This is a genomic window from Streptomyces capitiformicae, assembly GCF_002214185.1.
GTDB lineage: Bacteria > Actinomycetota > Actinomycetes > Streptomycetales > Streptomycetaceae > Streptomyces > Streptomyces capitiformicae.
This window is the reverse complement of record NZ_CP022161.1, coordinates 2,411,972-2,435,979: the sequence shown is the minus strand read 5'-3', so window position 1 is coordinate 2,435,979 and position 24,008 is coordinate 2,411,972. Positions and strand designations below refer to the sequence as shown.

The 24,008-nt window shown below is 69.5% G+C and carries 18 protein-coding genes, 1 pseudogene and 1 riboswitch; of the genes and pseudogenes, 13 read left to right on the top strand and 6 right to left on the bottom strand.

Annotation, left to right across the window (positions count from 1 at the left end; genetic code table 11):
• Positions 1–70 precede the first annotated feature (70 nt).
• Both cdgB and CES90_RS10695 read left to right on the top strand, forming a co-directional pair.
• Positions 71–1,861, top strand: a complete 1,791-nt coding sequence (gene cdgB / locus CES90_RS10700; protein WP_189784598.1) for a diguanylate cyclase CdgB — start codon at positions 71–73, stop codon at positions 1,859–1,861.
• A 157-nt stretch (positions 1,862–2,018) separates the two neighbouring features.
• A complete protein-coding gene (locus tag CES90_RS10695) occupies positions 2,019–2,984 on the top strand; it encodes a CBM35 domain-containing protein (protein ID WP_189784599.1) in 966 nt (321 codons plus the stop codon).
• 7 nt (positions 2,985–2,991) lie between these two features.
• On the opposite strand, the gene CES90_RS10690 is transcribed toward CES90_RS10695, so the two are convergent.
• The 3 genes from CES90_RS10690 to CES90_RS10680 form a co-directional block, all read right to left on the bottom strand.
• The gene (locus tag CES90_RS10690) at positions 2,992–3,918 is read right to left on the bottom strand and encodes a 1-phosphofructokinase (RefSeq protein WP_189784600.1); all 927 of its coding nucleotides are present in this window, start codon (positions 3,916–3,918) and stop codon (positions 2,992–2,994) included.
• Between the two features lie 170 nt (positions 3,919–4,088).
• Positions 4,089–5,318 carry an N-acetylglucosamine-6-phosphate deacetylase gene (gene nagA, locus CES90_RS10685; protein ID WP_189784625.1) on the bottom strand — a complete coding sequence of 410 codons (1,230 nt, stop codon included), beginning with the start codon at positions 5,316–5,318 and terminating at the stop codon, positions 4,089–4,091.
• An 83-nt stretch (positions 5,319–5,401) separates the two neighbouring features.
• On the bottom strand, positions 5,402–6,346 hold the full coding sequence (locus tag CES90_RS10680; protein ID WP_189784601.1) for an ROK family protein: 945 nt from the start codon (positions 6,344–6,346) through the stop codon (positions 5,402–5,404).
• Positions 6,347–6,691: 345 nt separating this feature from the next.
• Here CES90_RS10680 and CES90_RS10675 point away from each other — a divergent pair, with 345 nt between their 5' ends.
• From CES90_RS10675 to otsB, 3 genes are read left to right on the top strand one after another with little or no spacing between them, the layout of a single operon-like run.
• Complete coding sequence (locus CES90_RS10675) at positions 6,692–7,918, top strand: extracellular solute-binding protein (RefSeq protein ID WP_189784626.1); 1,227 nt, start codon at positions 6,692–6,694, stop codon at positions 7,916–7,918.
• A gap of 51 nt (positions 7,919–7,969) precedes the next feature.
• The gene (locus CES90_RS10670) at positions 7,970–8,197 is read left to right on the top strand and encodes a DUF3263 domain-containing protein (RefSeq protein WP_189784627.1); all 228 of its coding nucleotides are present in this window, start codon (positions 7,970–7,972) and stop codon (positions 8,195–8,197) included.
• Between the two features lie 58 nt (positions 8,198–8,255).
• Positions 8,256–9,122 carry a trehalose-phosphatase gene (gene otsB, locus CES90_RS10665; protein WP_189784602.1) on the top strand — a complete coding sequence of 289 codons (867 nt, stop codon included), beginning with the start codon at positions 8,256–8,258 and terminating at the stop codon, positions 9,120–9,122.
• Between the two features lie 209 nt (positions 9,123–9,331).
• On the opposite strand, the gene CES90_RS10660 is transcribed toward otsB, so the two are convergent.
• Both CES90_RS10660 and CES90_RS10655 read right to left on the bottom strand, forming a co-directional pair.
• Entirely contained in the window at positions 9,332–10,744 is a 1,413-nt protein-coding gene (locus tag CES90_RS10660; RefSeq protein ID WP_189784603.1) for an alpha,alpha-trehalose-phosphate synthase (UDP-forming), read from the bottom strand.
• Positions 10,745–11,029: 285 nt separating this feature from the next.
• Entirely contained in the window at positions 11,030–11,974 is a 945-nt protein-coding gene (locus tag CES90_RS10655) for a glucosyl-3-phosphoglycerate synthase (protein ID WP_189784604.1), read from the bottom strand.
• A 146-nt stretch (positions 11,975–12,120) separates the two neighbouring features.
• A riboswitch (SAM riboswitch) is annotated at positions 12,121–12,300 on the top strand.
• Positions 12,301–12,318: 18 nt separating this feature from the next.
• Between CES90_RS10655 and thrC the strand changes: the two genes are divergently transcribed.
• From thrC to CES90_RS10615, 8 genes and pseudogenes are all read left to right on the top strand, one after another.
• Entirely contained in the window at positions 12,319–13,605 is a 1,287-nt protein-coding gene (gene thrC, locus CES90_RS10650) for a threonine synthase (protein WP_189784605.1), read from the top strand.
• Positions 13,606–13,726: 121 nt separating this feature from the next.
• The gene (locus tag CES90_RS10645; RefSeq protein WP_189784606.1) at positions 13,727–14,002 is read left to right on the top strand and encodes a MoaD/ThiS family protein; all 276 of its coding nucleotides are present in this window, start codon (positions 13,727–13,729) and stop codon (positions 14,000–14,002) included.
• A gap of 462 nt (positions 14,003–14,464) precedes the next feature.
• Positions 14,465–14,665, top strand: a pseudogene (locus CES90_RS10640) (cold-shock protein); the annotation flags it as partial.
• Positions 14,666–15,067: 402 nt separating this feature from the next.
• On the top strand, positions 15,068–16,690 hold the full coding sequence (gene groL / locus CES90_RS10635) for a chaperonin GroEL (protein ID WP_189784607.1): 1,623 nt from the start codon (positions 15,068–15,070) through the stop codon (positions 16,688–16,690).
• A gap of 210 nt (positions 16,691–16,900) precedes the next feature.
• Positions 16,901–18,031, top strand: a complete 1,131-nt coding sequence (locus CES90_RS10630) for an NADH:flavin oxidoreductase (protein WP_189784608.1) — start codon at positions 16,901–16,903, stop codon at positions 18,029–18,031.
• A gap of 128 nt (positions 18,032–18,159) precedes the next feature.
• Positions 18,160–19,695, top strand: coding sequence for a carboxylesterase/lipase family protein (locus tag CES90_RS10625; RefSeq protein ID WP_189784609.1), 1,536 nt, complete (start codon positions 18,160–18,162; stop codon positions 19,693–19,695).
• A 1,177-nt stretch (positions 19,696–20,872) separates the two neighbouring features.
• Positions 20,873–21,895, top strand: coding sequence for an ATP-binding cassette domain-containing protein (locus CES90_RS10620; protein WP_189780835.1), 1,023 nt, complete (start codon positions 20,873–20,875; stop codon positions 21,893–21,895).
• Positions 21,892–22,740: an ABC transporter permease gene (locus CES90_RS10615; RefSeq protein ID WP_189780836.1), complete on the top strand. Its 849-nt coding sequence runs from the start codon at positions 21,892–21,894 to the stop codon at positions 22,738–22,740. The genes CES90_RS10620 and CES90_RS10615 overlap by 4 nt, the downstream gene beginning before the upstream one ends.
• A gap of 71 nt (positions 22,741–22,811) precedes the next feature.
• On the opposite strand, the gene CES90_RS10610 is transcribed toward CES90_RS10615, so the two are convergent.
• On the bottom strand, positions 22,812–23,903 hold the full coding sequence (locus CES90_RS10610; protein WP_189780837.1) for a potassium channel family protein: 1,092 nt from the start codon (positions 23,901–23,903) through the stop codon (positions 22,812–22,814).
• Between the last annotated feature and the right edge of the window lie 105 nt (positions 23,904–24,008).

Below are 24,008 nucleotides of genomic sequence, written 5' to 3'. Positions count from 1 at the left end.
TAGTAAGCCTGCGAGTTACGTAGGTTACAGCGATTGCGCCAGCTGCCACGAGATCTCGGGGGGAGGGCGAATGGAAACCGAGTCGGAGCCTTACGTCCGTCTGACCACGCTGCGGCAGCTGCACCAGGTGATGGCGGACATGAACACCGCACGCAGCCTGGCCGACACGTTGCAGACCGTCGCCGACGGTGTGGTCAACGGCCTCGGCTACGAGCTCGCGTGCGTGAACCTCGTCCGCCCCGACGGCGATCTGGTCGTGGCCGCCCTCGCCGGAAACTCCGCCGCCGAGGCCCTGATCACCGGCCGCGTCGGCTCGCGCGCCTCCTGGGACCGCCGGTTGAACATGGGTGAGGCGTGGGGCGACCTGCGGTTCATACCGCACACCGAGGGCTGGGTGCTCGACGAGGACGACGTACCGCAGTGGTACACCGACGGCCCGGCGCCCCGCTTCGAGGACGAGTGGCACCCCTCCGACCGGCTCTTCGCGCCGCTGTACACCCCGGGCCCCGCAGGCTCCTCCTGCGGCGAGCTGCTCGGCGTGATCTCCGTGGACCGGCCGCGCAACGGGCGGCGACCGGGCGCATGGGGTCGTGAAGCGCTCCAGATGTACGCCTTCCAGGCCGCCATCGCGATCAGCAACGCGCGTCTACGTGCCAATATGCAGCGCGCACTGGTCAGACTCGAAAGGGAGCAGCAGGCGCTGCGGGTCAGCGAGGAATCCTTCCGGCAGGCCTTCGAGTACGCCCCCTCCGGTATGGCCATCGCCGAGATGGGCGGCGATCAGCACGGCCGGATCCTGCGGACCAACGACGCGCTGTGCCGCCTCCTCGGCCGCCCCGCCTCCGCCATGCGGCGCTACGCCTTCTCCGATCTCGTCCACCCCGAGGACATAGGCACCCTGCTGCGGACCTCCGCCGAGGGCGGCCGCGCCGAGCTGCGCCTCGGGCGCCGCGACGGGACGTACGTCTGGGTCAGCCTCCGCAACTCGGTCGTGGCCGACGCCGCCGACGGACCTCGCTTCCTGCTCACCCACGTCGAGGACATCGAGGAGCGCAAGCGCCGCGAGCTCCAGCTCGCCCACCGCGCCTCCCACGACGCCCTCACCGGCCTGCCGAACTCCGCGGAGCTGCGCTCCCGCCTCTCCGCCCGCCTCTGCCAGCGCCCCCAGGCCGTCCTCGCCGGCGCCGGCGCCGACTCGACGGACCCGGGCTTCGGACAGGACGCGGCCTCGGCGCAGTACGGCGAGTTCGGTGAGTACGGCGAATACGGCGAGTACGTCGGACCTGGTGGATCCGGTGGATCCGGTGGATCCGGCGGGAACCCGGCGCAGCAGCCGCACCCCTCCTTCGACGAGTACGAGGCGGGCGGGCACGCCTTCGACTTCCACGCGGGCGGCGGGCCGTTCGACGCCTTCGACCACCACGTGCACACCGTCGCGCCCGAGGACGAGCGGGACGACGGCACCAAGGGGCTCGCGGTGCTCTTCTGCGACCTCGACGGCTTCAAGTCGATCAACGACCGGTTCGGGCACAACGCGGGCGACGCCGTCCTCATCGAGGTGGCCCGGCGGCTCAGCCGGGGCGTGCGCGACGGCGATACGGTGGCCCGCCTCGGCGGTGACGAGTTCGTCGTCCTCGCCGACGGGCTCGGCCGCGCCGACGCCCAGGACCTCGCCGTACGCTTGCGCAACGAGATCATCCAGCCGATCCGGGTCGACGGCCGCGCGATGCGCGTCGGCGCCAGCTTCGGCATCGGATGGGCACATTGCGGCATGACGGCGGACGAGGTCTTGAAATCAGCTGACGAGCGGATGTACGTGGAGAAACGATCTCGTCCCAAACAGCACCGCCGGGCCGGATAGCGCGTGGATAAAGCCAGGTGAGCGGTTCATTGGCGGGATGATGAGGTCTGAGTCACCCGTTTGGACCAGCGCGAGCGGGTAGGCTCGCTCTTCTACACCCCTATGCAAGACCGCCCACCTGTACTGGCATGTACCGCACCGCTGAGGAGACCTAGGGATGACGCCCGGCAACAACGGCGCGAGCACGCCCGAGGACGAGGACCCGTTCGGCTACCTGTACGCCGACGGCCAGGCCCGAGGGGCCCAGCCGCCCACGGGAAGCTACGGCTACCCGAACGCGGTCAACCGGGTGCGGCCGGTCGGTGAGCGCCAGTACGGGCAGACCCAGCAGACTCCGCAGGCCCCCCAGGCGCCCACCGCGGCGTACGGCCAGGTCCCGCAGCAGGGCGCCTACGGCCAGCCCCCGGAGCCCTTCCCCGGCGGCGCCCAGACGACGCGTCAGCAGCCGTACGGCGGCGCCAACGGCGGGAGCGGAGGCGGCGGCCGAGGCCGTGGCCCCAACACCAAGGGCCTGCTGATCGGCGCGATCGCCGTCGTGGCCGCCGTGGTCATAGGCATCGGCGTAGCCCTCCTCAGCGGCGACGACGGCGACAACACCGACAACAACGCCGGCGCCCCCACCCCCACCACGGGCCAGAGCACCGAGCCCAGCCAGACCCCGAGCAAGTCCGCCGCGGCGGAAGAGGACACGGAACTCCCGAAGGCCGAGGCGAAGACGCTCCTGCTGGGCGGCGCGGCCACCACCGCGTCGGACATCGCGGGCGCGAAGTCCGAGGGCGGGTTCTATGTGACCGGGTTCAACTCGGTGGGGTCGTCGGTGACGTGGAAGGTGGAGGACATCCCGAAGAGCGGTAAGTACACGCTCTACACGGGATACGGCGTCCCGGGCAAGGACGCCACCGCCACCCTCACCATCAATGGCACGGCCTCCACCAACCCCATCGACATGAAGAACTGGGCGAACGCCAAGGAAGGCGACTACGAGAAGGGCTGGACCGAGACCTACAACTACATCCAGCTCAACAAGGGTACGAACGAGATCAAGATCTCGTGTGAGCAGGGAAACCAGTGCGATGCCAACCTCGACCAACTGTGGTTGGTCAAGGGCTGGGTCGAGGGCTGAGATCGCTCTACGCCGCCGTGACCTCCCCCGTCACCGCCACCTGACCCAGCAGCTGCTCGTACACCTCGTGGTCGAACTCGCCTGCTGCCGGGGTCACCACGGTCGCCGCCGACAGGGCGACCGCGTGGGTGAGGCGGGTCGGCCACGGTAGGTGTTGCACCAGGGCCGAGAGGAGGCCTGCTACCGCTGAGTCGCCGGCGCCGGTGGGGTTGCCGTGGAAGTGGTGGGGTGGGGTGGCGCGCCAGTGGCCTTCGGGGGTGTGGGCGAGGAGGCCGTCAGGGCCGAGGGACGCGACGACCGACTGGGCGCCGCGGCGGCGGGCGTCGCGGGTGGCGCGGGACGGCTCGTGGGAGCCGGTGAGTTCGGCCAGTTCTTCGGCGCTCGGCTTCACGATGTCGGGGCGAGCGGCCAGTCCCCGGCGCAGGGGTTCGCCGCTGGTGTCCAGGAGGACCGGCACGGCCAGGGTGCGTGCCGTGCGGATCAGGATCGCGTACGCGCCCACCGGTATCCCCGGCGGCAGGCTGCCGCACAGGGCCACCGCCGAGGCGGAGCGCAGCAGGTGCTCGTACGCCTCCTGGAAGGCCAGCCACTCGGCGGGGGCGATGAGTGGGCCGGGCTCGTTGAGTTGAGTTGTGTCACCGGTGGCGTCGACCACGGCGATCGTCCGGCGGGTTGAACCTCCGATGGGCACCAGTGCGTCCACCACGCCCGGTATGCGTGCCAGTTGCTCCTGCAGGGACCGTCCCGTCGCGCCCCCGACGAACCCCGTGACCGTCACCTCGTGGCCGAGGGCCGCCAGCACCCGGGCCACGTTCAGGCCCTTGCCGCCGGGCCGTTCGGTCACCTCGGTCACACGGTGGGTGGTGTGGGGCCTGAGGTCGCGTACGCGGTGGGTGATGTCGAGAGCGGTGTTCAGTGTGACCGTGAGGATCACCTCGGCCTACCCCCATCGATGTCGCCGAGTATGTCGAGTCTTCAGAATGCGCCTGTCGGGCACGGTTGCGGAGGCACGATCATGCCAAAAGTGCGACGGTCGGCCCAGCCCACCAGGACAACCGCCGCACTTCAAACGACACATCAAACGACACATCAACAACTGACGGATCAGTTCAGTTGGGGATCCACCACCCACTCGCCCTTCCTCATGACGCCCTTCACGTCGAAGTCCGCGTCGAGGAGTACGAGGTCCGCGTCCTTGCCGGGTTCCAGGGAGCCCACCCTGTCGTACATGCCCAGCAGCTTCGCCGGGTTGGCGGAGAGGGCGGCGACGACATCCTTGACGGGCAGGTGGTCGAGGGTGACCGCCCGTTTGAAGGCGCGGTCCAGGGTCAGGGTCGAGCCGGCGATCGTGCCGCTCTCCACCAGGCGGGCCACGCCGTCCGCGACCTCGGCCTCCAGCGGGCCGAGCCAGTAGCGGCCGTCGCCGAAGCCCGCCGCGTCCATGGCGTCCGTGATGAACGCCACCCGGTCGGCGCCCGCGTGACGGAACGCCAGCTGGAGCGAGGCCGGGTGCAGATGGGTGCCGTCGTTGATCAGCTCCACCGTGATGCGTTCGTCTTCGAGGAGGGCCGCGATGGGGCCCGGCTCCCTGTGGCCCAGCGGGGGCATCGCGTTGAACAGGTGCGTCGCAACGGTCGCGCCCGCGTCGATGGCCTGAACCGTCTGCTCGTACGTCGCGTCCGTGTGGCCGATCGCCGCGATGACGCCGTGCTCGGCGAGGAGGCGTACGGAGTCGAGGCCGCCCGGGAGTTCGGTGGCGAGCGTCACCATCGCGGCCCGGCCGCGCGCCGCGTCGATCAGTCTGCGGACGTCCGCCGGGTCCGGGTCGCGGAGGAGTTCCTCGGAGTGGGCGCCCTTGCGGCACGGGGAGATGAACGGGCCCTCGAAGTGGATACCGGCCACGTCGCCCTGTTCGGCCAGCTCGGAGAGGAGGCCGGCGCGTTGGACGAGGCCGTCCATGTCGCCGGTGACGGTGGAGGCGACGAGGGTGGTGGTGCCGTGTGTTCTGTGGGTGTGGATGCCCTTGAGTACGTCTTCGACCGTGCCCGAGGTGAAGGAGGCTCCGCCGCCACCGTGGTTGTGGATGTCGACGAATCCTGGCAGTAGCCAGTGGTTTCGTACGTCGATGGTGGGGGCGTTCTCTGGGGCGGTGGTGGTGATTTGGGTGCCGTCGATGATCACTCGGCCGTTTTGCACAGGGCCGGTGGGGAGGACGACGGTGGCGCCCTCGAGGACGTAGGGGGCGTTGAGTGGCGGCTGCGGGTGGGTGGGGGCTTGTCGTGCCCACGCGGCGGTAGCCGCAGATTCGACACTGCCCCGCGCCCCTTTGGGCATGCTGCCGGGACCGGCGGCGGAGAGTGCGGCCCTCTTGGGCATGCCGCCCGGACCGGCGTCGGAAAGATCCTGGTGGGTTGGCATCAGGGGGTTGCCTCCGAAGGGTCCGTGGGGGAGAGGAGATCCCAGGCCAGGAGGCCGGCGCCGCGGCAGCCCGCTGTGTCGCCGAGGGTGGCCGGGACGATGGTCGGGATCTTCTGGAAGGTCACTCGGTGTTCTACGGCTGCCCGTAGAGGGGTGAACAAGGTGTTGCCCGCTTCCGCCAGACCGCCGCCGATGATCAGGGTGCGAGGGTCCAGGAGGGTGAGGGCGGTGATCAGGCCGTCGGCGAGGGCGTCCACCGCGCGGCGCCAGACCGCCTCCGCCAAGGGGTCGCCGGACTCCACGGCCTTGGCGCAGTCCGCCGCGTCCGCCTCCGGGTCGCCCGAGACCTCGGCCCAGGCCTGGCTCACCGCCGCCGCGGAGGCGAACCGTTCCAGGCAGCCGCGCTGGCCGCAGGGGCAGGGGGTGCCCCCAGGGCGCACGACGATATGGCCGATCTCGCCCGCGAAACCGTGCGCCCCCGCCTCCACCCGGCCGTCGACGCCGATCGCGCCGGCGATCCCGGTGCCGAGCGCCACGAAGAGGTAGCGGTCCGCGCCCCGGCCCGCGCCCACGCGCCCTTCGGCAAGCCCGCCGGTGCGGACGTCGTGGCCGAGGGCGACGGGGATTCCGTCGAGGCGCTCGGTGAGGAGGGCGCGCAGCGGGACATCGCGCCAGCCGAGGTTGGCCGCGTAGACGGCCGTGCCCCGCTCGGCGTCGACTATGCCGGGGACGGCGACACCGGCGGCCGCCGCGGGCTCGCCGAAGTGCCGCTCGCCGTGGGCGCGCAGCTCGGCGGCGAAGTCGAGGATGGACGCGACGACGGCGTCCGGACCGCGTTCGCGCCCGGTAGCGAGGCGCGCCTGGTACAGCAGCTCGCCGTCTGCCCCGACCAGCGCGGCTTTCATCCCGGTGCCGCCCACATCGAGGGCGATGACATGTCTCACGAGGGACAGTGTGGCCCGTACACCCGCAAGAGGTCTAGTCCACTCACGTGGTGTAGACCTTATGGTGTAGACCTTATGGAGAAGTTCGAGAAGTTGAGAGATTAACGGGCTTGGACGCCGGCCTGTCGTCAGGCTGCTGCGTGCGGGGTCGTACAACAGTTTGGGGCAGTACCAGTGCGAGAGTGGCAGGGTCAGCGTCAGGGTCAGCGGACGAAGACCGGTCAGCGGACGAAGACCGGTCGGCGGACGAAGACCGGTCAGCGGACCAGGGCTGGTCAGCAGGCCAAGACCGGCTTAACGACCAACCGGAGGGTGGCGCTGTCCGCGCTGTCCGCGTTAGGGCTGATGGCGACGCTTGCGGGCTGCGGCGCCACCGAGACGAACGGCCCGGGAGTCACCCTGAAGCTGGTCGCCGCCGACTACGGCGACTCCAAGGACAACAGCTCCGAGAAGTACTGGGACGCACTCGTCGAGGCATACGAAAAGGACAACCCGGGCGTCACGGTCGACGTCACCGTCCTCTCCTGGAACGACGTCGACCGTGAGGTCAAGAAGATGGTCGACGCGGGCGAGGCACCCGACATGGCGCAGATCGGCACCTACGCCGACTACGCCGACGCCGACAAGCTCTACGAGGTCGACGACCTGCTCTCCATACCCGTCCAGGCCAACTTCCTCTCCCAGCTCGCCGACGCCGGCAAGGTACGGCGGATCCCGTACGGGATGCCGTTCGCGGCTTCTACGCGCGTGCTCTTCTACAACAAGGAGCTTTTCGCGGAGGCGGGCATCAAGAGCGCCCCGCGCGACTGGAAGGAGCTGGCGGCCGACGCCGAGGCTCTGAACAAGGCCGGGGTGAAGATCCCGTACGCCCTGCCGCTCGGCCCGGAGGAGGCGCAGGCCGAGGCCATGCAGTGGCTGGTCAGCGGCGGGACCGGCTACGTCGACAACGTTGGCACGTATCAACTGGACTCAGAGGAGAGCGTCCGGACCTTCACCTGGCTCCAGGACGAACTCGTCGCCAAGGGCCTCACCGGGTCCACCGCCCCCGCCAAGCTCAACCGCGCCGACGCCTTCGCCGCCTTCGCCCGCGGCGAGGTCGGCATGCTCAACGGCCACCCCAGCCTGACGCGCATCGCCGCCGACCAGGGTGTCGACTACGGCACGGCCGCCATGCCGGGCGTCGACGGCCGGGCCCGCGCCACCATGGGCGTCACCGACTGGATGATGGCCTTCAAGCAGAACGGCAACCGCGAGGAGATCGGCCACTTCCTCGACTACGTCTACAGCGACAAGAACGTCCTCGCCTTCGCCCGCGAGTACGACCTGCTGCCCGTGACCTCCTCCGCCTCCGCGACCATGGCCGCCGACCAGGACGACGCCGACCTCGCCCCCTTCCTCGACGAACTCCCCACCGCCGAGTTCTACCCCGCCGGCAAGACCTCCTGGGCCACCGTCAGCGCCGCCGTCAAGCAGCGCATCGGCCGCGCGGTCGACCCGAACGCGAAGCCCCGGGCGGTACTGGAACAACTCCAGCAGACGGCTTCCACGGCGGACCAGCGGTCGGGATCGTAGACAGCGGCGGCGTTGTCAGTGGGCTCCGTTACGGTTTCGGGCATGGAGGAGATGGCGGAGCTCGACGCGCGTGAACAGGCCATCCTCGCGCTGGAGCGCCAGGGCTGGCCCGGCCCCGGCGCCAAGGAGCGCGCGATACGGGAGCGGCTGGGCCTGGCCCCGGTGCGCTACTACCAGCTGCTCAACGCCCTCCTCGACGACGAGCGCGCCCTCGCCCATGACCCGGTGACCGTGAACCGGCTGCGCAGGGTGCGGGAGGCGCGCAGAGCGGAGCGGTGACGTGGGGTGGCGTGATGTGGGGAGGTGCCGGCCGGTGACGCGCGGATAAGGTCGAGTCATGGGCAGCGAACAGGATTCCCCCGTCACCTTGCCGACACCCGTGACCCCCGCCGGGCGTGACGCGCTGGACGCGATGCTCCGTCACCCCGGCCGGGCGGTGATCGCGCTCGACTTCGACGGCACCCTCGCGCCGATCGTGCCCGACCCCGAGCAGGCCCGCGCCCACCCCGACGCGGTCGCCGCACTGGCGGCGCTCGCCCCGAAGGTGGCCTCCGTCGCCGTCATCACCGGCCGTCCGGCCGATGTCGCCGTCCGCTACGGCGGCTTCGCCGGCGTCCCCGGCCTGGAGCACCTCACCGTCCTCGGCCACTACGGCGCCGAACGCTGGGACGCCGCCACGGGCACGGTCAGCGCTCCGCCCCCGCACCCGGGGGTGACGGCGGTACGGGATGAACTGCCCGGCCTCCTCGCCGGAATGGCCGGAATGGCCGGGATGGCCGGGATGGGGGCGTGGATCGAGGACAAGGGAAGGGCCGTCGCCGTCCACACACGGCGGGCCGACGACCCTCAGGCCATGTTCGAAGCGCTGCGCGCACCTCTCGGAGAGCTGGCCACCCGCCATGGCCTGATCGTCGAGCCGGGCCGCTTGGTCCTGGAACTCCGCCCACCGGGCATGGACAAGGGCGTAGCCCTCCGCGACTACCTCCGGGAAGTCTCCGCCGAGTCCGTCCTCTACGCCGGCGACGACCTCGGCGACCTCCCCGCCTTCGCGACGCTGGAAAAGCTGCGTACGGAGGGCACACCGGGTCTGCTGGTCTGCAGCGGCAGCACGGAGGTGACAGAACTCTCGGAGCGAGCGGACGTGGTGGTGGACGGCCCACAGGGCGTGGTGGCCTTGCTGGTATCAATCGCCGAGTGCCTCTAGAGGGTGGTTCGGCGGGTGCGGGCGCGTGAGGGCTGGTGCGTGGGCGCTGGTGCGTGGGGGCTGGTCGCGCAGTTCCCCGCGCCCCTGAAAGACACGGCCCCTGCGGGCCGAAAAGCACGGGGCGCAGCCCCTGCTTTTCAGGGGCGCGGGGAACTGCGCGAGCGACCACAACTCACCCGCACCCGCCGACGAACAGCTCCCCCGAGCTATCAGGCACTCTCCAACCCACGAAGCTGATCCAAGAACCACCGGGTCGGCGGCAACGCGGTCCCCGCGGCGGCCAGCCGCTTCGTGCGTTCGGCCCGTTCGTCCGCCGGCATGGACAGCGCCTGGTGCAGCGCGGCCGCGGTGCCGCTCACGTCATACGGGTTCACCACGATCGCGTCGTCGCCCAACTCCTCGTACGCCCCCGCCTCCCGCGACAGCACCAGCACGCACCCCTCGTCGGAGACGACCGGCATCTCCTTGGCGACGAGGTTCATACCGTCCCGGATGGGGTTGACGAGGGCCACGTCGGCCAGCCGGTACGCCGCCAGGGACCGTGCGAAGTCGTCCTTGACGTGCAGGACGACCGGGGTCCAACCCGGCGTCCCGTACCGCTCGTTGATCTCGTGCGCGACCCGCTGGACCTCGGCCGTGTACTCCCGGTACACGGCGAGGTCCTGCCGGGACGGGTAGGCGAAGGCGACGTGCACGACGCGCTCGCGCCAGGAGGGCTGGTCGTCGAGGAGCTGCCGGTACGCCAGCAGGCCCCGCACGATGTTCTTGGAGAGTTCCGTGCGGTCGACGCGGACGATCGTGCGGCGTGGGGTGCCGTCCGGGGCCGTCCCGATCTGCTCCCGCAGCGCGACCATGCGTGCGTCGACGTCCGCCTCGTGGGCGCGGGCGCGCAGGAAGTCCGCGTCGGCGCCGAGTCCGTGTACGCCGATCCTGGTGCCGGACGGGATCCCGGGGCCCAGCACGGCGTGACAGCACTCGGTGAACGCGTCCGCCCAGCGCCGGGTGAGGAACGCGGCCCGGTCGGCGCCGAGGATCCCGCTCAGCACCTGCGCGGCGATGTCGTCGGGGAGCAGCCGGAAGTAGTCCACCGGCGCCCACGGGGTGTGCGAGAAGTGGCCGATCCGCAAGTCGGGGCGGAGCTCGCGCAGCATCCGGGGCGCGAGGACCAAGTGGTAGTCCTGGATGAGCACCGCCGCGCCGTCCGCCGCCTCCTCCGCCAGCGCCTCGGCGAAGGAGTGGTTGTACGACTCGTACGCCGCCCACTGCGCGCGGAACTCGGCACCGAAGGACGGTTCCAGCGGGGTCTGGTACAGCATGTGGTGCACGAACCACAGCGTGGAGTTGGCGACGCCGTTGTACGCGTCGTGGTGCACGTCGGCGGGGATGTCCAGCATCCGTACGCCGGGCTCGCCGATGCCTCGCCGTACGGCCTCTCGGTCGCCGGCGCCGAGGGCCGAGCAGACCCATACCGCGCCGGCGTCCGGGTCGATCGCGGAAAGGCCCGACACGAGGCCGCCACCACCGCGCTTCGCTGTGATTTCGCCGGTTGCCACGTCCAGGGTGTACGAGACGGGGCCGCGGTTGGAGGCGACGAGGATCTGTGCACCTTGCGTTGATGCCATAGGGCTCAACCTAGCCAAGGGGTTCGGTGGGCAAACGTACGGGTTGGGCTGGATGCCGGTGCCCAGCGGGGTGAGGGGTGCCTGTGCGTTGGCGGGTGCGGGCAGGTGGGGCTTGTCGCGCCCCGCGGCGGAGCCGCATATCGATACAGCCCCGCGCCCCTGAAAAGCAGGGGCTGCGCCCCGTGCTTGTCGGCCCGCAGGGCCGTGTCTTTCAGGCGCGCCGGGGAACTGCGCGAGCAACCACAAACCACCCGCAGCCGTCACTTCACAGCTCGGCCCCCTTCATCACGCGGCCCTTCGTTTCATGTACTCCGCGATCTCCACCATCGGCGGCCTCTCCTCCATGTCCACCGAGTGCGTGCGGGGCTCGAAGCCCTGCTCGCCTCGTTCGAACTGGGTCAGCACCGGACGGATGAGGTGGCCGCGGGCCAGCCTCAGTTGGGCGGTGCGGTAAATGGCCGCGGACATACGGCCGAGGGCCTGGCCGTCCTGGTGGCGGTGTTTGCGGACGCCGACGTCGACCTGGGCGAGGGCGTCGAGGCCGACCAGGTGCAGGGCGTCGACGAGCATGCCCAACTCCACGCCGTAGCCGACGGGGAACGGGAGCTGTTCCAGCAGGGAGCGGCGGGCCGCGTACTCGCCGCCGAGTGGCTGGACGAAACCGGCGAGCTGCGGCCAGTGCATGTTCAGCAGGGGGCGCGCCATCAGTTCCGTCACCCGGCCGCCCTGGCCGGCGGCAGAGCCGAGGGGGCGGTCGTACATCGCCTTGACGAGGTCGACACCGGGGTCGGTGAGCAGGGGGCCGACGATCCCGGAGACGAAGTCGGACGAGAACTCCTTCAGGTCCGCGTCGACGAAGCAGACGATGTCGCCGGTCGTGACGAGCAGCGAGCGCCACAGGACCTCGCCCTTGCCGGGCACGGTCGGGATGCGCGGGAGTATCTCGTCGCGGTGGACGACCTTCGCCCCAGCCGCGGCGGCCACCTGGGACGTTCGATCGGTGGAACCGGAGTCGACGACCACGATCTCGTCGACGAGCGGGACCTGTTGCATGAGGTCGTGGCGGATGATCGCGACGATCTCGCCGACCGTCGCCTCCTCGTTGAGCGCGGGCAGGACGACACTGACCGTCTGGCCGGTGGCCCGTTTCGCGGCCATGATCTTGTGGAGCGGGCGGTCGGTCACGGACCAGGAGCGGGTGCTCAGCCAGCGCTCGACTTCGTTCAGCACAGTGCGCGGCTCCTCTGCGGTGTGAGCGGTGTGATGCGTCTCGCGGTTCGGACGGCTCCCTCAACTGTCGTGGCCTTCGGTTACAGTCTTGGACAACGCTGATGACCATCGCATGTCGAGGGTCGTTTGCGTATACAACCAAATACCGCTCATCCAGAGGGGCAGAGGGATACGGCCCGATGAAGCCCCGGCAACCCTCCAGCCGGTCTCGTAGCGATCACTGCCACAGGCGCGTGACGCACGTGGCGATTCGCACCGCGAGGCTCCCGGCTAGGGAAGGTGCCAAATCCGTCTCACGGCGAGATGCGTCGTGAGGAAGATGAGGAGAAAGGGCCTCGCCTCACATGGCTGTGCAGACTGTTGCAAGCTCCACGAACTCCACCGTCGACCTCGGTTCCGCCGCGGCCCTGAGCTGCCGCGAGTGCGGTCACCAAGTACCCCTCGGCCCGGTCTTCGCCTGCGAGGAGTGTTTCGGGCCGCTGGAGATCGCGTACGACTTCTCCGCGTACGACACGGAGGAGCTGCGCAAGAAGATCGAGTCCGGCCCGGCGAACATCTGGCGTTACGCCCCCCTGCTGCCCGTCCCGGCCGACGTGGCCGACAAGCCGAACATCAACCCCGGCTGGACCCAGCTCGTCAAGGCCGACAACCTCGCGCGTGAGCTCGGCGTCGACGCCGGCAAGCTGTTCGTCAAGGACGACTCCGGCAATCCGACGCACTCCTTCAAGGACCGCGTCGTCGCCCAGGCACTGGAGGCCGCCCGCGCCTTCGGCTTCACCACGCTCTCCTGCTCCTCCACCGGCAACCTCGCCGGTGCCGTCGGCGCCGCCGCCGCCCGCGCCGGCTTCCGCTCCTGCGTGTTCATCCCGCACGACTTGGAGCAGGGCAAGGTCGTCATGGCCGCGGTCTACGGCGGCGAGCTCGTCGGTATCCAGGGCAACTACGACGACGTGAACCGCTTCTGCTCCGAGCTGATCGGCGACCCGGCCGGCGAGGGCTGGGGCTTCGTCAACGTCAACCTGCGGCCGTACTACGCCGAGGGCTCCAAGACGCTGGCGTACGAGATCTGCGAGCAGCTCGGCTGGCGGCTGCCGGACCAGCTCGTCGTGCCCATCGCCTCCGGGTCGCAGCTCACGAAGATCGACAAGGGGCTCCAGGAGCTGATCAAGCTCGGGCTCGTCGAGGACAAGCCGTACAAGATCTTCGGTGCGCAGGCCGAGGGCTGCTCGCCGGTGTCCGTCGCGTTCAAGGCGGGCCACGACGTCGTACGGCCGCAGAAGCCGGACACGATCGCGAAGTCGCTCGCGATCGGCAACCCGGCGGATGGTCCTTACGTTCTCGATATCGCTCGGCGCACCGGTGGGGCGGTCGAGGACGTGACCGATGAGCAGATCGTGGACGCGATCAAGCTGCTCGCGCGGACGGAGGGGATCTTCGCGGAGACCGCGGGCGGGGTGACCGTCGGTGTGACCCGGAAGCTCATTGAGAGCGGGGTTCTTGATCCCTCTCTCACCACGGTCGTTCTCAACACGGGTGACGGGCTCAAGACGTTGGATGCGGTGGCCGGGACCGGGCTTACTGCGACGATTCGTCCCAACCTTGAGTCGTTCCGTGAGGCTGGTCTTGCGTAAGAGCTGCTAGTCGTTCGGCTGCGGGCAGGTGGGGGCTTGTCGCGCCCACGCGGCGGCAGCCGCGCATTCAATACCGCCCCGCGCCCCTTAGGTTCGCCGCACTCCCCGGAGGTCACAAGTCATGTCCGTCAATGTCCGCATCCCGACCATTCTTCGCACCTACACCGGTGGTCAGGCCGAGGTTCAGGCCGAAGGGGCCACCCTCGCCGAGGTCATCGCCGATCTGGAGAAGAACCACACCGGGATCGCTGCCCGGGTTCTGGACGACCAGGGCAAGTTGCGGCGGTTCGTGAATGTGTACGTGAATGACGATGATGTCCGGTTCGAGCAGGGGCTGGAGACGGCGACCCCGGATGGGGCCGGCGTCTCGATCATCCCGGCTGTCGCGGGTGGCTGACCTTCGTTCAGTACTCGCCGGTAGTAACCGTGGGTAACACTGGTTACTCGCTGTTCATCGAATTGCCCCCTCCGCGAGAGAAGCGGAGGGGGTAATTCTCTATGGTTGAGCGCGGTAGAGTTGGGGAACCCGGTTCGATCGCCGTAGTGATTTCATGCCGGGCGCATATCTGATCGCGCCGCACGCCCTATGTGAAGTAGCCAAAGTGTGCACGGCATTTGCGTGTTTCGTTCCTTTTATGGAGCCCGACTTGCCCTGAATTCGGGCGAATTGTTCGTACATTCCCGAACCCGCGTGTCCAGATTTCTCGTCCGATTGACCTGTTGCAGACGGCAGTTGGACAGATACATTCAGCCGCGGTCGACGCGTTCCGGCGCACACCCCCAACCGTTGGGGGGTGAGGTCTGACCCGGATCCGCGAAGTGCGGATCTGCGCAAGGGCCAGTAATAGGGGAGTTAGGCATGGCTCAGGGCACCGTCAAGTGGTTCAACGCGGAGAAGGGGTACGGCTTCATCGCGGTCGACGGTGGTGCGGATGTATTCGTCCACTACAGCGCGATCCAGATGGACGGTTACCGCACCCTGGAAGAGGGCCAGCGGGTCGAGTTCGAGATCTCGCAGGGTCAGAAGGGGCCGCAGGCGGACATGGTCCGACTGGCGGCCGCTGAAGTAACGCGCCGGGTTCAACGCAGCGACGTTCTTCGTTCTTCTTCGGAGGGCTCGCATCCCGTCAGGGGTGCGAGCCCTCTGGTGTGTGCGGACTCCGTGTCGGGGCGGGGGCGGGGGCGGGGGCGCGTGCGCGGTCGTGTGCGAGGTCGCGTCCGGGCGCGCGGGGGGCGCGTTCACCTGCGGATCACCGGCTGACTACCGAGAGCCGCTTGCACTCGCATGGGTCGAGTGCTAATCATTGGCGTTAGCACTCTGAAGGTGAGAGTGACAACGAGGACCGGGTCGGTGAGGCCCGCAGGCCGGGTGGGGCAAGGAACCACGAGGCAGGCAGGCCGTCCGTCGCGGGCGCCAGCACGGTCCGGAGCAATCCACCCCAGTCCGGGAGGACCACTTCACATGGCCAAGATCATCGCGTTCGACGAGGAGGCGCGGCGCGGCCTCGAGCGCGGCATGAACCAGCTCGCGGACGCCGTCAAGGTGACGCTCGGCCCCAAGGGCCGGAACGTCGTCCTCGAGAAGAAGTGGGGCGCCCCCACGATCACCAACGATGGTGTGTCCATCGCCAAGGAGATCGAGCTCGAGGACCCGTACGAGAAGATCGGCGCCGAGCTGGTCAAGGAAGTCGCCAAGAAGACGGACGACGTCGCCGGTGACGGTACGACCACGGCGACCGTTCTCGCCCAGGCCCTGGTCAAGGAGGGCCTGCGCAACGTAGCCGCCGGTGCCAACCCGATGGCCCTCAAGCGCGGTATCGAGAAGGCCGTCGAGGCCGTCTCCGGTGCGCTGCTCGACCAGGCCAAGGAGGTCGAGACCAAGGAGCAGATCGCCTCCACGGCCTCCATCTCCGCCGCCGACACCCAGATCGGCGAGCTCATCGCCGAGGCCATGGACAAGGTCGGCAAGGAAGGCGTCATCACCGTCGAGGAGTCGCAGACCTTCGGTCTGGAGCTTGAGCTCACCGAGGGCATGCGCTTCGACAAGGGCTACATCTCGGCGTACTTCGCGACCGACATGGAGCGCATGGAGGCGGTGCTCGAGGACCCCTACATCCTCATCGCCAACTCCAAGATCACGAACGTCAAGGACCTGCTCCCGCTCCTGGAGAAGGTCATGCAGTCGGGCAAGCCGCTGCTGATCATCGCCGAGGACGTCGAGGGCGAGGCCCTGTCGACCCTGGTCGTCAACAAGATCCGCGGCACCTTCAAGTCCGTCGCCGTCAAGGCCCCGGGCTTCGGTGACCGTCGCAAGGCGATGCTGAACGACATCGCCATCCTCACCGGCGGCGAGGTCATCTCCGAGGAGGTCGGTCTCAAGCTGGAGAACACCTCCCTGGACCTCCTGGGCCGCGCCCGCAAGGTCGTCATCACCAAGGACGAGACCACCGTCGTCGACGGTGCCGGCTCCTCCGAGCAGGTCGCGGGCCGCGTGAACCAGATCCGCGCCGAGATCGAGAACAGCGACTCGGACTACGACCGCGAGAAGCTCCAGGAGCGCCTGGCGAAGCTCGCGGGCGGCGTGGCCGTCATCAAGGCCGGTGCCGCGACCGAGGTCGAGCTCAAGGAGCGCAAGCACCGCATCGAGGACGCCGTTCGCAACGCGAAGGCGGCCGTCGAGGAGGGCATCGTCGCCGGTGGTGGCGTGGCCCTGCTCCAGGCCTCCCAGGTCTTCGAGAAGCTGGAGCTCGAGGGTGACGAGGCGACCGGCGCCCAGGCCGTGAAGCTCGCCCTTGAGGCCCCGCTGAAGCAGATCGCCGTCAACGCCGGCCTCGAGGGCGGCGTCGTGGTGGAGAAGGTCCGCAACCTCACCCCCGGCCACGGCCTGAACGCCGCGACCGGCGAGTACGTCGACCTGGTCAAGGAAGGCATCATCGACCCGGCGAAGGTCACGCGCTCCGCTCTGCAGAACGCCGCCTCCATCGCCGCGCTCTTCCTCACCACCGAGGCCGTCATCGCCGACAAGCCGGAGAAGGCCGCCGCGCCCGCCGGTGGCGGTATGCCGGGCGGTGACATGGACTTCTGATCGACCTCTGGTTGATCACCGTCCTTCAGTACCGAGGGCGGCACTCCCTGGAGACAGGGGGTGCCGCCCTCGGGCGTTTCGACGTGTCCGGGATCACAGTTCGTGGGGTGTGGCGGCGGAATCCCGTACCGGACGGAGTGGTTGACGCATGGGTAGGTCCATGCATGTGCACATATTGTCAGTCAGTCCCCTGCTCCGAGGAGTCCCCACGTGTCCACCGCCACCTCCGCCTCCCCTTTTCGCGCCGCCGAGATCCTGTCCCGGCCCGTCAGCATCAACGGGCTGACCGTGCCCAACCGCATCGCGATGGCGCCGATGACCCGGATGTTCTCGCCGGGTGGGGTGCCCGGTGCGGATGTGGCGTCGTACTACGGGCGGCGGGCGGCCGCGGGGGTGGGGCTGATCGTCACCGAGGGGACGTACGTCGGGCATGAGTCGGCCGGGCAGAGCGACAGCGTCCCGCGGTTCCACGGGGAGGAGCAGCTGGCCGGGTGGGCGAAGGTCGCCGAGGCCGTGCACGCTGCCGGGGGGACGATCGTGCCGCAGTTGTGGCACATCGGGATGGTGCGGAAGCAGGGGGAGCCGCCGTTCGCGGAGGCTCCGGCCGTCGGGCCGTCCGGGGTGCGTCTCGACGGCACCGAGGGCGAGGGCAAGGCCATGACCCGGAGTGATCTGGATGATGTGATCGGCGCTTTCGCCGAGTCCGCCGCGGCCGCCGAGCGCATCGGCTTCGACGGGATCGAGCTGCACGGCGCCCACGGCTACCTCATCGACCAGTTCCTGTGGGCCGGCACCAACCGCCGTACCGACGCCTACGGTGGTGACGCGGTCGCGCGTACGAAGTTCGCGGCGGAGATCGTCGCCGCAGTGCGCGAGGTGGTGTCGCCCGAGTTCCCGGTCATCTTCCGGTATTCGCAGTGGAAGTCGGACAACTACGACGCCCGGCTCGCCGAGACGCCGGAGGAGCTGGAGGCCATCCTCGGCCCGCTGGCCGCCGCCGGAGCCGACGCCTTCCACGCCTCCACGCGCCGCTACTGGCTCCCCGAGTTCGAGGGCTCCGACCTCAACCTCGCGGGCTGGACGAAGAAGCTCACCGGCAAGCAGACCATCACCGTCGGCTCGGTCGGCCTCGACGGTGAGTTCCTCAAGGCCTTCGCCGGCGAGGGGGCACAGGCCCGCGGGTTCGACGACCTCCTCGACCGGCTGGAGCGCGAGGAGTTCGACCTGGTCGCCGTCGGGCGTGCGCTGCTCCAGGACCCCGAGTGGGCGGCGAAGGTCCTCGACGGCCGCTTCGACGAGCTGAAGCCGTTCGAGCCGGCTTCCCTGCGGTCCCTGAGCTGAGCTCCAACTCCCCAATGTGGTCCGGGAGATGCGCATGTCGCATCTCCCGGAACCCACTATTGGTTGACTCAGGCAAGCTCATTGGGTTGAGTGGGGCGGCAGTCCTGCTTCCCAGTGAGGAGTCGACGATGACGGCAGCCGGTGATCTTGTCGTGCGTACCGCGGGCGGTGCGGTGCGTGGGCGTGGCGAGGACGGGCTCGCGGTGTTCCGGGGTATTCCGTTCGCCGAACCGCCCGTGGGGGAGGCCCGGTTCGGGGCGCCTCGGCCCGTGCGGGAGTGGGAGGGGATACGGGAGGCGTACGCCTTCGGGCCGCCGCCCCCACAGGAGTCCGGCTTCCAGGGTCGTACCGGCACACTCGACGCGCCCACGGGCGACGACTGGCTGACCGTCAATGTGTGGACGCCCGACGTGGATCCGGCCGCCCGTCGGCCGGTGATGGTGTGGATCTACGGCGGCGCCTACAAGCTGGGGCACTCCGGCAGTCCCGGCTACGACGCCCGGCACATAGCGCGCGCCGGTGATCTGGTCGTCGTCACCGTCAACTACCGGGTGGGGATCGAAGGGTTCGCCCGTATCGAGGGCGCGCCCGCGAACCGGGGGCTGCTCGATCAGGTCGCCGCGCTGGAGTGGGTACGGGACAACATCGCGGCGTTCGGCGGGGATCCCGGGCAGGTCACGGTCTTCGGGGAGTCGGCGGGGGCGGGGTGCGTCGCCTCGCTGCTGGCCATGCCGAGCGCGCGGGGCCTGTTCCGGCGGGCGATCGCGCAGAGCGTGCCCGGGACCTACTTCTCCGACGAACTCGCCTGGGACATCGCGGGCGAGATCGCCAAGGAGGCCGGTCTGCCCCCGACGGCCGCCGCCCTGGCCGACGTCGACCCGCGTCAACTCACCTCCGCGGGCGAGGCGTTGTCCGCCAAGATGCGGGCGTACGAGGACAGATGGGGCCAGGCGGCACCCACCGTCACGCCCTTCGCGCCGGTCGTCGACGGCGAGGTGCTGCCGCGCACCCCCTGGCAGGCACTCGCGGCGGGCGCGGCCCGCGACGTGGAGCTGATCGTCGGACACAACCGCGACGAGTTCCGGCTGTTCGTCGCCCTCGGCGGTCAGCTCGGCAAGCTCGGCGAGGAGCGTGACGCGTGGGCGCTGCGGATGTTCGCGCCGGGCCCGGACGGCGAGGAGGCCTACCGCGCGGCCTTCCCGGACGCCACGCCGGGCGCGCTGTTCGAACGCGTCCAGACGGACTGGCTGTTCAGCATGCCGTCCCTCCACCTGGCCGAGGCGCAGATCGCGGGCGGCGGACGGGCGCACATGTACGAGCTGACCTGGCCGGCGCCGGGTTACGGCGGCGGGCTCGGCGCCTGTCACGGCCTGGACATCCCGCTGCTGTTCGGCACGTACGACGCGGACCTCGGCAACCTGGTGTTCATGGGCAGCGGGGTACCGGCGGAGGCGAAGGCGCTGACGGACCGCTTCCAGACGGCGTGGACGGCGTTCGCGCGGACCGGGGAACCGGGCTGGGCGGCGTACGACGGGGAGCGGCGACTGACGCAGGTGCTGGACGCGGAGCCCGGGGTTCGGGCGTATCCGGAAGAGGCGTCGCGGAGGATCTGGGAGGGGTACGAGTTCGAGCCGATGCCGTTGCGCTCGGCTTCCCTCGCCTGACCTGCGCCTGACCTTCCGCTCGTGAACCGTTCAGGGAGAGCGATGCCGGGCCACGACTTTCGTGGGCCCGGCATCGCTGTGGGTCAGTCGGCGTAGTCCTTGAGCTCTTCGGTGTCCAGGGTGAAGCCGAGGGGGGTGCCCCTATGGGTTTCGTCAAGCTGGTGGGGCGGGCTGGGGTTCGTAGAAGGTGCCGTCGCGGAGCATCGCGAAGAGGCCGGGAACCGTCCCTGAGGCCGGGAACCCCCCTTCAGTCCCGGTGCCACCCCGAGGCCCGGAGCCACCCCCGAGGCCCGGAGCCGTCCCTGAGGCCGGGAACCCCCCTTCAGTCCCGGTGCCACCCCGAGGCCCGGAGCCACCCCCGAGGCCGGGAGCCACCCCCGAGGCCGGGAACCGTCCCTGAGGCCGGGAACCCCCCTTCAGTCCCGGTGCCACCCCGAGGCCCGGAGCCACCCCCGAGGCCGGGAACCGTCCCTGAGGCCGGGAACCCCCCTTCAGTCCCGGTGCCACCCCGAGGCCCGGAGCCACCCCCGAGGCCCGGAGTCGTCCCTGAGGCCGGGAGCCGTCCCCCGGTCCCGGGGCCGCCGCTCGTCGTATGCGGCCCGTGCCGCCGGGCCCGCTGCTGTCCCGGTGCCGCACTTCGGTCCAGGTTCCCCTGTGCTGCCGACCGCGCTCGGCCCGCTGGTCGGCCCCGGCCGACGCCGGCGCCCATCGCGATCCGGCCGTGGCGACTGCCCAGTTGGCAGGCGCCCCGTATCCCGACGGACCAACGTCTGCGTTCCTGGCCAACGCGCGCGTGCGGCCTCCGTCTTGGTCCCGGTCACCCTGCACGGCCCGGCCCCGAGCCGGCCCCCGCCGCCCGTCCCAGTCACCCCGAAGCCGACCCGATCCGGCGCCGCCGCCCTTGGCCCTCTCCGGCTCCGCCTCTGGTCCCCTACAGGTCCGTCCTTGGTCCTGCCCGGCTCCGTCCTTGGTCCTAAATGAGGTGCGTTCGATCTTCACCGGAGGGACGGTGGAGAGGTTACGGCCGCACGGGTCGCCGTCGGCGCGCTTCGCTTCGACGCCGAGGCTGTCATGACTGTCGTGGTTCTCGTGCGGTGACCGATGAGTTCCGGCGGCCTGGACGGTCTCCCTTTGCATAGCCCCGGACACGGGCCCCGTACGCGGAAGGACCTCAGACATGAGCGAACAGACGTCCGGCCTCGCGATCGAGACCGCGGGTCTGGTGAAGACGTTCGGCGAGACCCGGGCCGTCGACGGCGTCGACCTGGCCGTGCCGACCGGCACGGTCTACGGCGTCCTCGGCCCGAACGGCGCCGGCAAGACGACCACGGTGAAGATGCTCGCCACCCTGCTGCGCCCCGACGGCGGCGAGGCGCACGTCTTCGGTCACGACGTCGTCCGGGAGGCCGACGAGGTTCGCGGCCGGGTGAGCCTGACCGGGCAGTACGCCTCCGTGGACGAGGACCTGACCGGCACCGAGAACCTGGTGCTGCTGGCCCGGCTCCTCGGACACGACAAGCGGGCCGCACGACACCGCGCCGAGCAGCTGCTGGAGGCCTTCGGCCTGAGCGAGGCGGCCGGCAAACAGGTCAAGCACTACTCGGGCGGCATGCGGCGCCGTATCGACATCGCCGCGTCCATCCTCAGCACCCCGGACCTGCTGTTCCTGGACGAGCCGACGACCGGCCTCGACCCGCGCAGCCGCAACCAGGTGTGGGACATCGTGCGCGCGGTGGTCGCCCAGGGCACGACGGTGCTGCTGACCACGCAGTACCTGGACGAGGCCGACCAGCTGGCGTCCCGGATCGCCGTCATCGACCACGGGAAGGTCATCGCGGAGGGCACGAAGGGTGAACTGAAGGCATCCGTGGGCGCTGGTTCCGTTCATCTGCGGCTGCGCGACGCCGCCCAGCGGCCGCAGGCCGAGGAGGTGCTGCGGATAGCCCTCGACGCCGAGGTGCAGCGGGATCCGGACCCGGTGGCCCTGACGGCGCGGGTCGGCGCGGGCTCCGCCAACGGGCAAGGTGCCGCCGAGGCCGCAGCACGCGCGCTCGCCGAGCTGGCCCGAACCGGCATCACCGTCGACAACTTCTCGCTGGGGCAGCCCAGCCTGGACGAGGTGTTCCTCGCCCTCACCGGACACGACACGAAGGCCCACGACCCCAAGGTCGTCAACACGAAGGACGAGGCGGCGGCATGAGCACCGCGACCACCACCGAAAGCAAGGAACTCGCCCCGGTCAGCGCCGAGTCGCTCGCCGCGCTGCTGATCTCCAAGGAGCGGCCACCACGACCCAGCGCCCTGTCCGCGTCACTGACCTTCGGCTGGCGGGCCATACTCAAGATCAAACATGTGCCGGAGCAGCTCTTCGACGTCACCGCGTTCCCGATCATGATGGTGCTGATGTACACGTACCTCTTCGGTGGTGCCCTGGCCGGCTCCCCCAAGGAGTACATCCAGTTCCTGCTGCCGGGGATCCTGGTGATGTCGGTCGTGATGATCACGATGTACACCGGCGTCTCGGTCAACACGGACATCGAGAAGGGTGTCTTCGACCGGTTCCGCTCGCTGCCGATCTGGCGGCCGTCGACGATGGTCGGCTATCTGCTGGGCGACGCCCTGCGCTACGCCATCGCGTCCGTGGTGATGCTCACCGTCGGCATGATCCTCGGCTACCGCCCGGACGGCGGGTTCGTGGGCGTGGTCCTCGGCGTCGCGCTGCTCATCGTCTTCTCGTTCGCGTTCTCGTGGATCTGGACGATGTTCGGGCTGATGCTGCGCACCGAGAAGTCCGTGATGGGCGTCAGCATGATGGTGATCTTCCCGCTGACCTTCCTGTCCAACGTCTTCGTCGACCCGAGCACCATGCCGGGCTGGCTTCAGGCGTTCGTCAACAACAGCCCCGTCACGCATCTGGCGTCGGCGGTGCGGGAGTTGATGGCGGGCGAGTGGCCGGCCGCGGAAATCGCCTGGTCGCTGGGCTGGTCCGCGCTGTTCGTGCTGATCTTCGGCCCGATCACGATGCGGCTGTACAACCGCAAGTAGCGTTCGAGAAGCAGAAACGCCCCTGGGGAGTACGTCAGGAGTACGTCCCCAGGGGCGTTCTCTTGCTCCCGCTACGGCAGATGCTTGGTCTCGGGGGTGATCTTCGTGCTCGGCGTGGCGCGGACGATGGTGATGAGCCGGTCCGTCAGCTGGAGTTCGCCGATGGACGGATCGTCGTAGCCGAGCACCCGATGCCCGCGCAGGACGCTGATCACCAGGTCGTCCGCCTCCCTCGCCTTGCGCCCCACCTCGGCCTTTATGACCGGCCGTTCGACGATGTCGAGCCCGCTGCCCTGATGGATGAGGTCTTCCATGACCATGCCGGCGGCAGGGCTGAGCACGGAGAGCCCGAGCAGCCGCCCGGCCGCGCTGGCGCTGGTGATGACGACATCGGCCCCGGACTGCTTCAGCAGCGGCGCGTTCTCCTCCTCCCGTACGGCGGCCACGATCTTCGCGCCGCGGTTGAGCTGGCGGGCGGTCAGCGTGACGAGCACGGCGGTGTCGTCCCGCGCGGTCGAGATGATGATCTGCCGCGCCTTCTGCGCCTCGGCCCGTAGCAGCACATCGCTACGGGTCGCGTCACCGACGATCCCCACGTATCCGTCGGCCGTCGCCGCCTCGATGACCTGGGAGCTGGGGTCAACGACGATGACGTGTTCCTTCTTCAGCCCTGTCGCGCAGACGGTCTGGATCGCTGACCGTCCCTTCGTGCCGAAGCCGACGACAACGGTGTGCTCCCTCAAGGCCGCCCTCCAGCGGTTCAGTCGCCATTCCTCGCGCGTGCGCTCCGTGAGCACCTCCAGCGTGGTGCCGACCAGGATGATCAGGAACAGCACACGCAGCGGCGTGATCACGAAGATGTTGGTGAACCGGGCAGCGTCACTGACCGGGGTGATGTCGCCGTACCCGGTGGTGGAAAGGGTGACCGTCGCGTAGTAGAACGCGTCGAGCAGGTCAACGGGACCATCGGAATTGTCCTTGTAACCCCCATGATCGGCATAGACGATGAGCGCGGTTGAGACCAGCACGACCAGCGCCATCACCAGCCGTTTGGTGACCTGGCGGAGCGGCCGCTCGACCGCTCTCTTCGGCAGCCTCACCTGGTGGGTCGCGAGACGCTCGTCCGCTTGGCGGGCGATCACGTCTTGGCCCGGCAGTTTCACGTGAAACACTCCCCGTTTCCGCGTACATCCCCTTGCTGCACTTCACCCCAGCGCGTCCAATGTTTCACGTGAAACACCCTCCGTCGCATGGGTAGTTGGTCAGGC

Excerpts from the sequence above, each read along its gene's own strand:
- cdgB (WP_189784598.1), top strand. The coding sequence starts at position 71 with ATGGAAACCGAGTCGGAGCCTTACGTCCGTCTGACCACGCTGCGGCAG.
- CES90_RS10625 (WP_189784609.1), top strand. The coding sequence starts at position 18,160 with ATGACGGCAGCCGGTGATCTTGTCGTGCGTACCGCGGGCGGTGCGGTG.
- CES90_RS10695 (WP_189784599.1), top strand. The coding sequence starts at position 2,019 with ATGACGCCCGGCAACAACGGCGCGAGCACGCCCGAGGACGAGGACCCG.
- CES90_RS10645 (WP_189784606.1), top strand. The coding sequence starts at position 13,727 with ATGTCCGTCAATGTCCGCATCCCGACCATTCTTCGCACCTACACCGGT.
- groL (WP_189784607.1), top strand. The coding sequence starts at position 15,068 with ATGGCCAAGATCATCGCGTTCGACGAGGAGGCGCGGCGCGGCCTCGAG.
- CES90_RS10675 (WP_189784626.1), top strand. The coding sequence starts at position 6,692 with ATGGCGACGCTTGCGGGCTGCGGCGCCACCGAGACGAACGGCCCGGGA.
- nagA (WP_189784625.1), bottom strand. The coding sequence starts at position 5,318 with ATGCCCAAAGGGGCGCGGGGCAGTGTCGAATCTGCGGCTACCGCCGCG.
- CES90_RS10615 (WP_189780836.1), top strand. The coding sequence starts at position 21,892 with ATGAGCACCGCGACCACCACCGAAAGCAAGGAACTCGCCCCGGTCAGC.
- CES90_RS10670 (WP_189784627.1), top strand. The coding sequence starts at position 7,970 with ATGGCGGAGCTCGACGCGCGTGAACAGGCCATCCTCGCGCTGGAGCGC.
- otsB (WP_189784602.1), top strand. The coding sequence starts at position 8,256 with ATGGGCAGCGAACAGGATTCCCCCGTCACCTTGCCGACACCCGTGACC.
- CES90_RS10660 (WP_189784603.1), bottom strand. The coding sequence starts at position 10,744 with ATGGCATCAACGCAAGGTGCACAGATCCTCGTCGCCTCCAACCGCGGC.
- thrC (WP_189784605.1), top strand. The coding sequence starts at position 12,319 with ATGGCTGTGCAGACTGTTGCAAGCTCCACGAACTCCACCGTCGACCTC.
- CES90_RS10620 (WP_189780835.1), top strand. The coding sequence starts at position 20,873 with ATGAGCGAACAGACGTCCGGCCTCGCGATCGAGACCGCGGGTCTGGTG.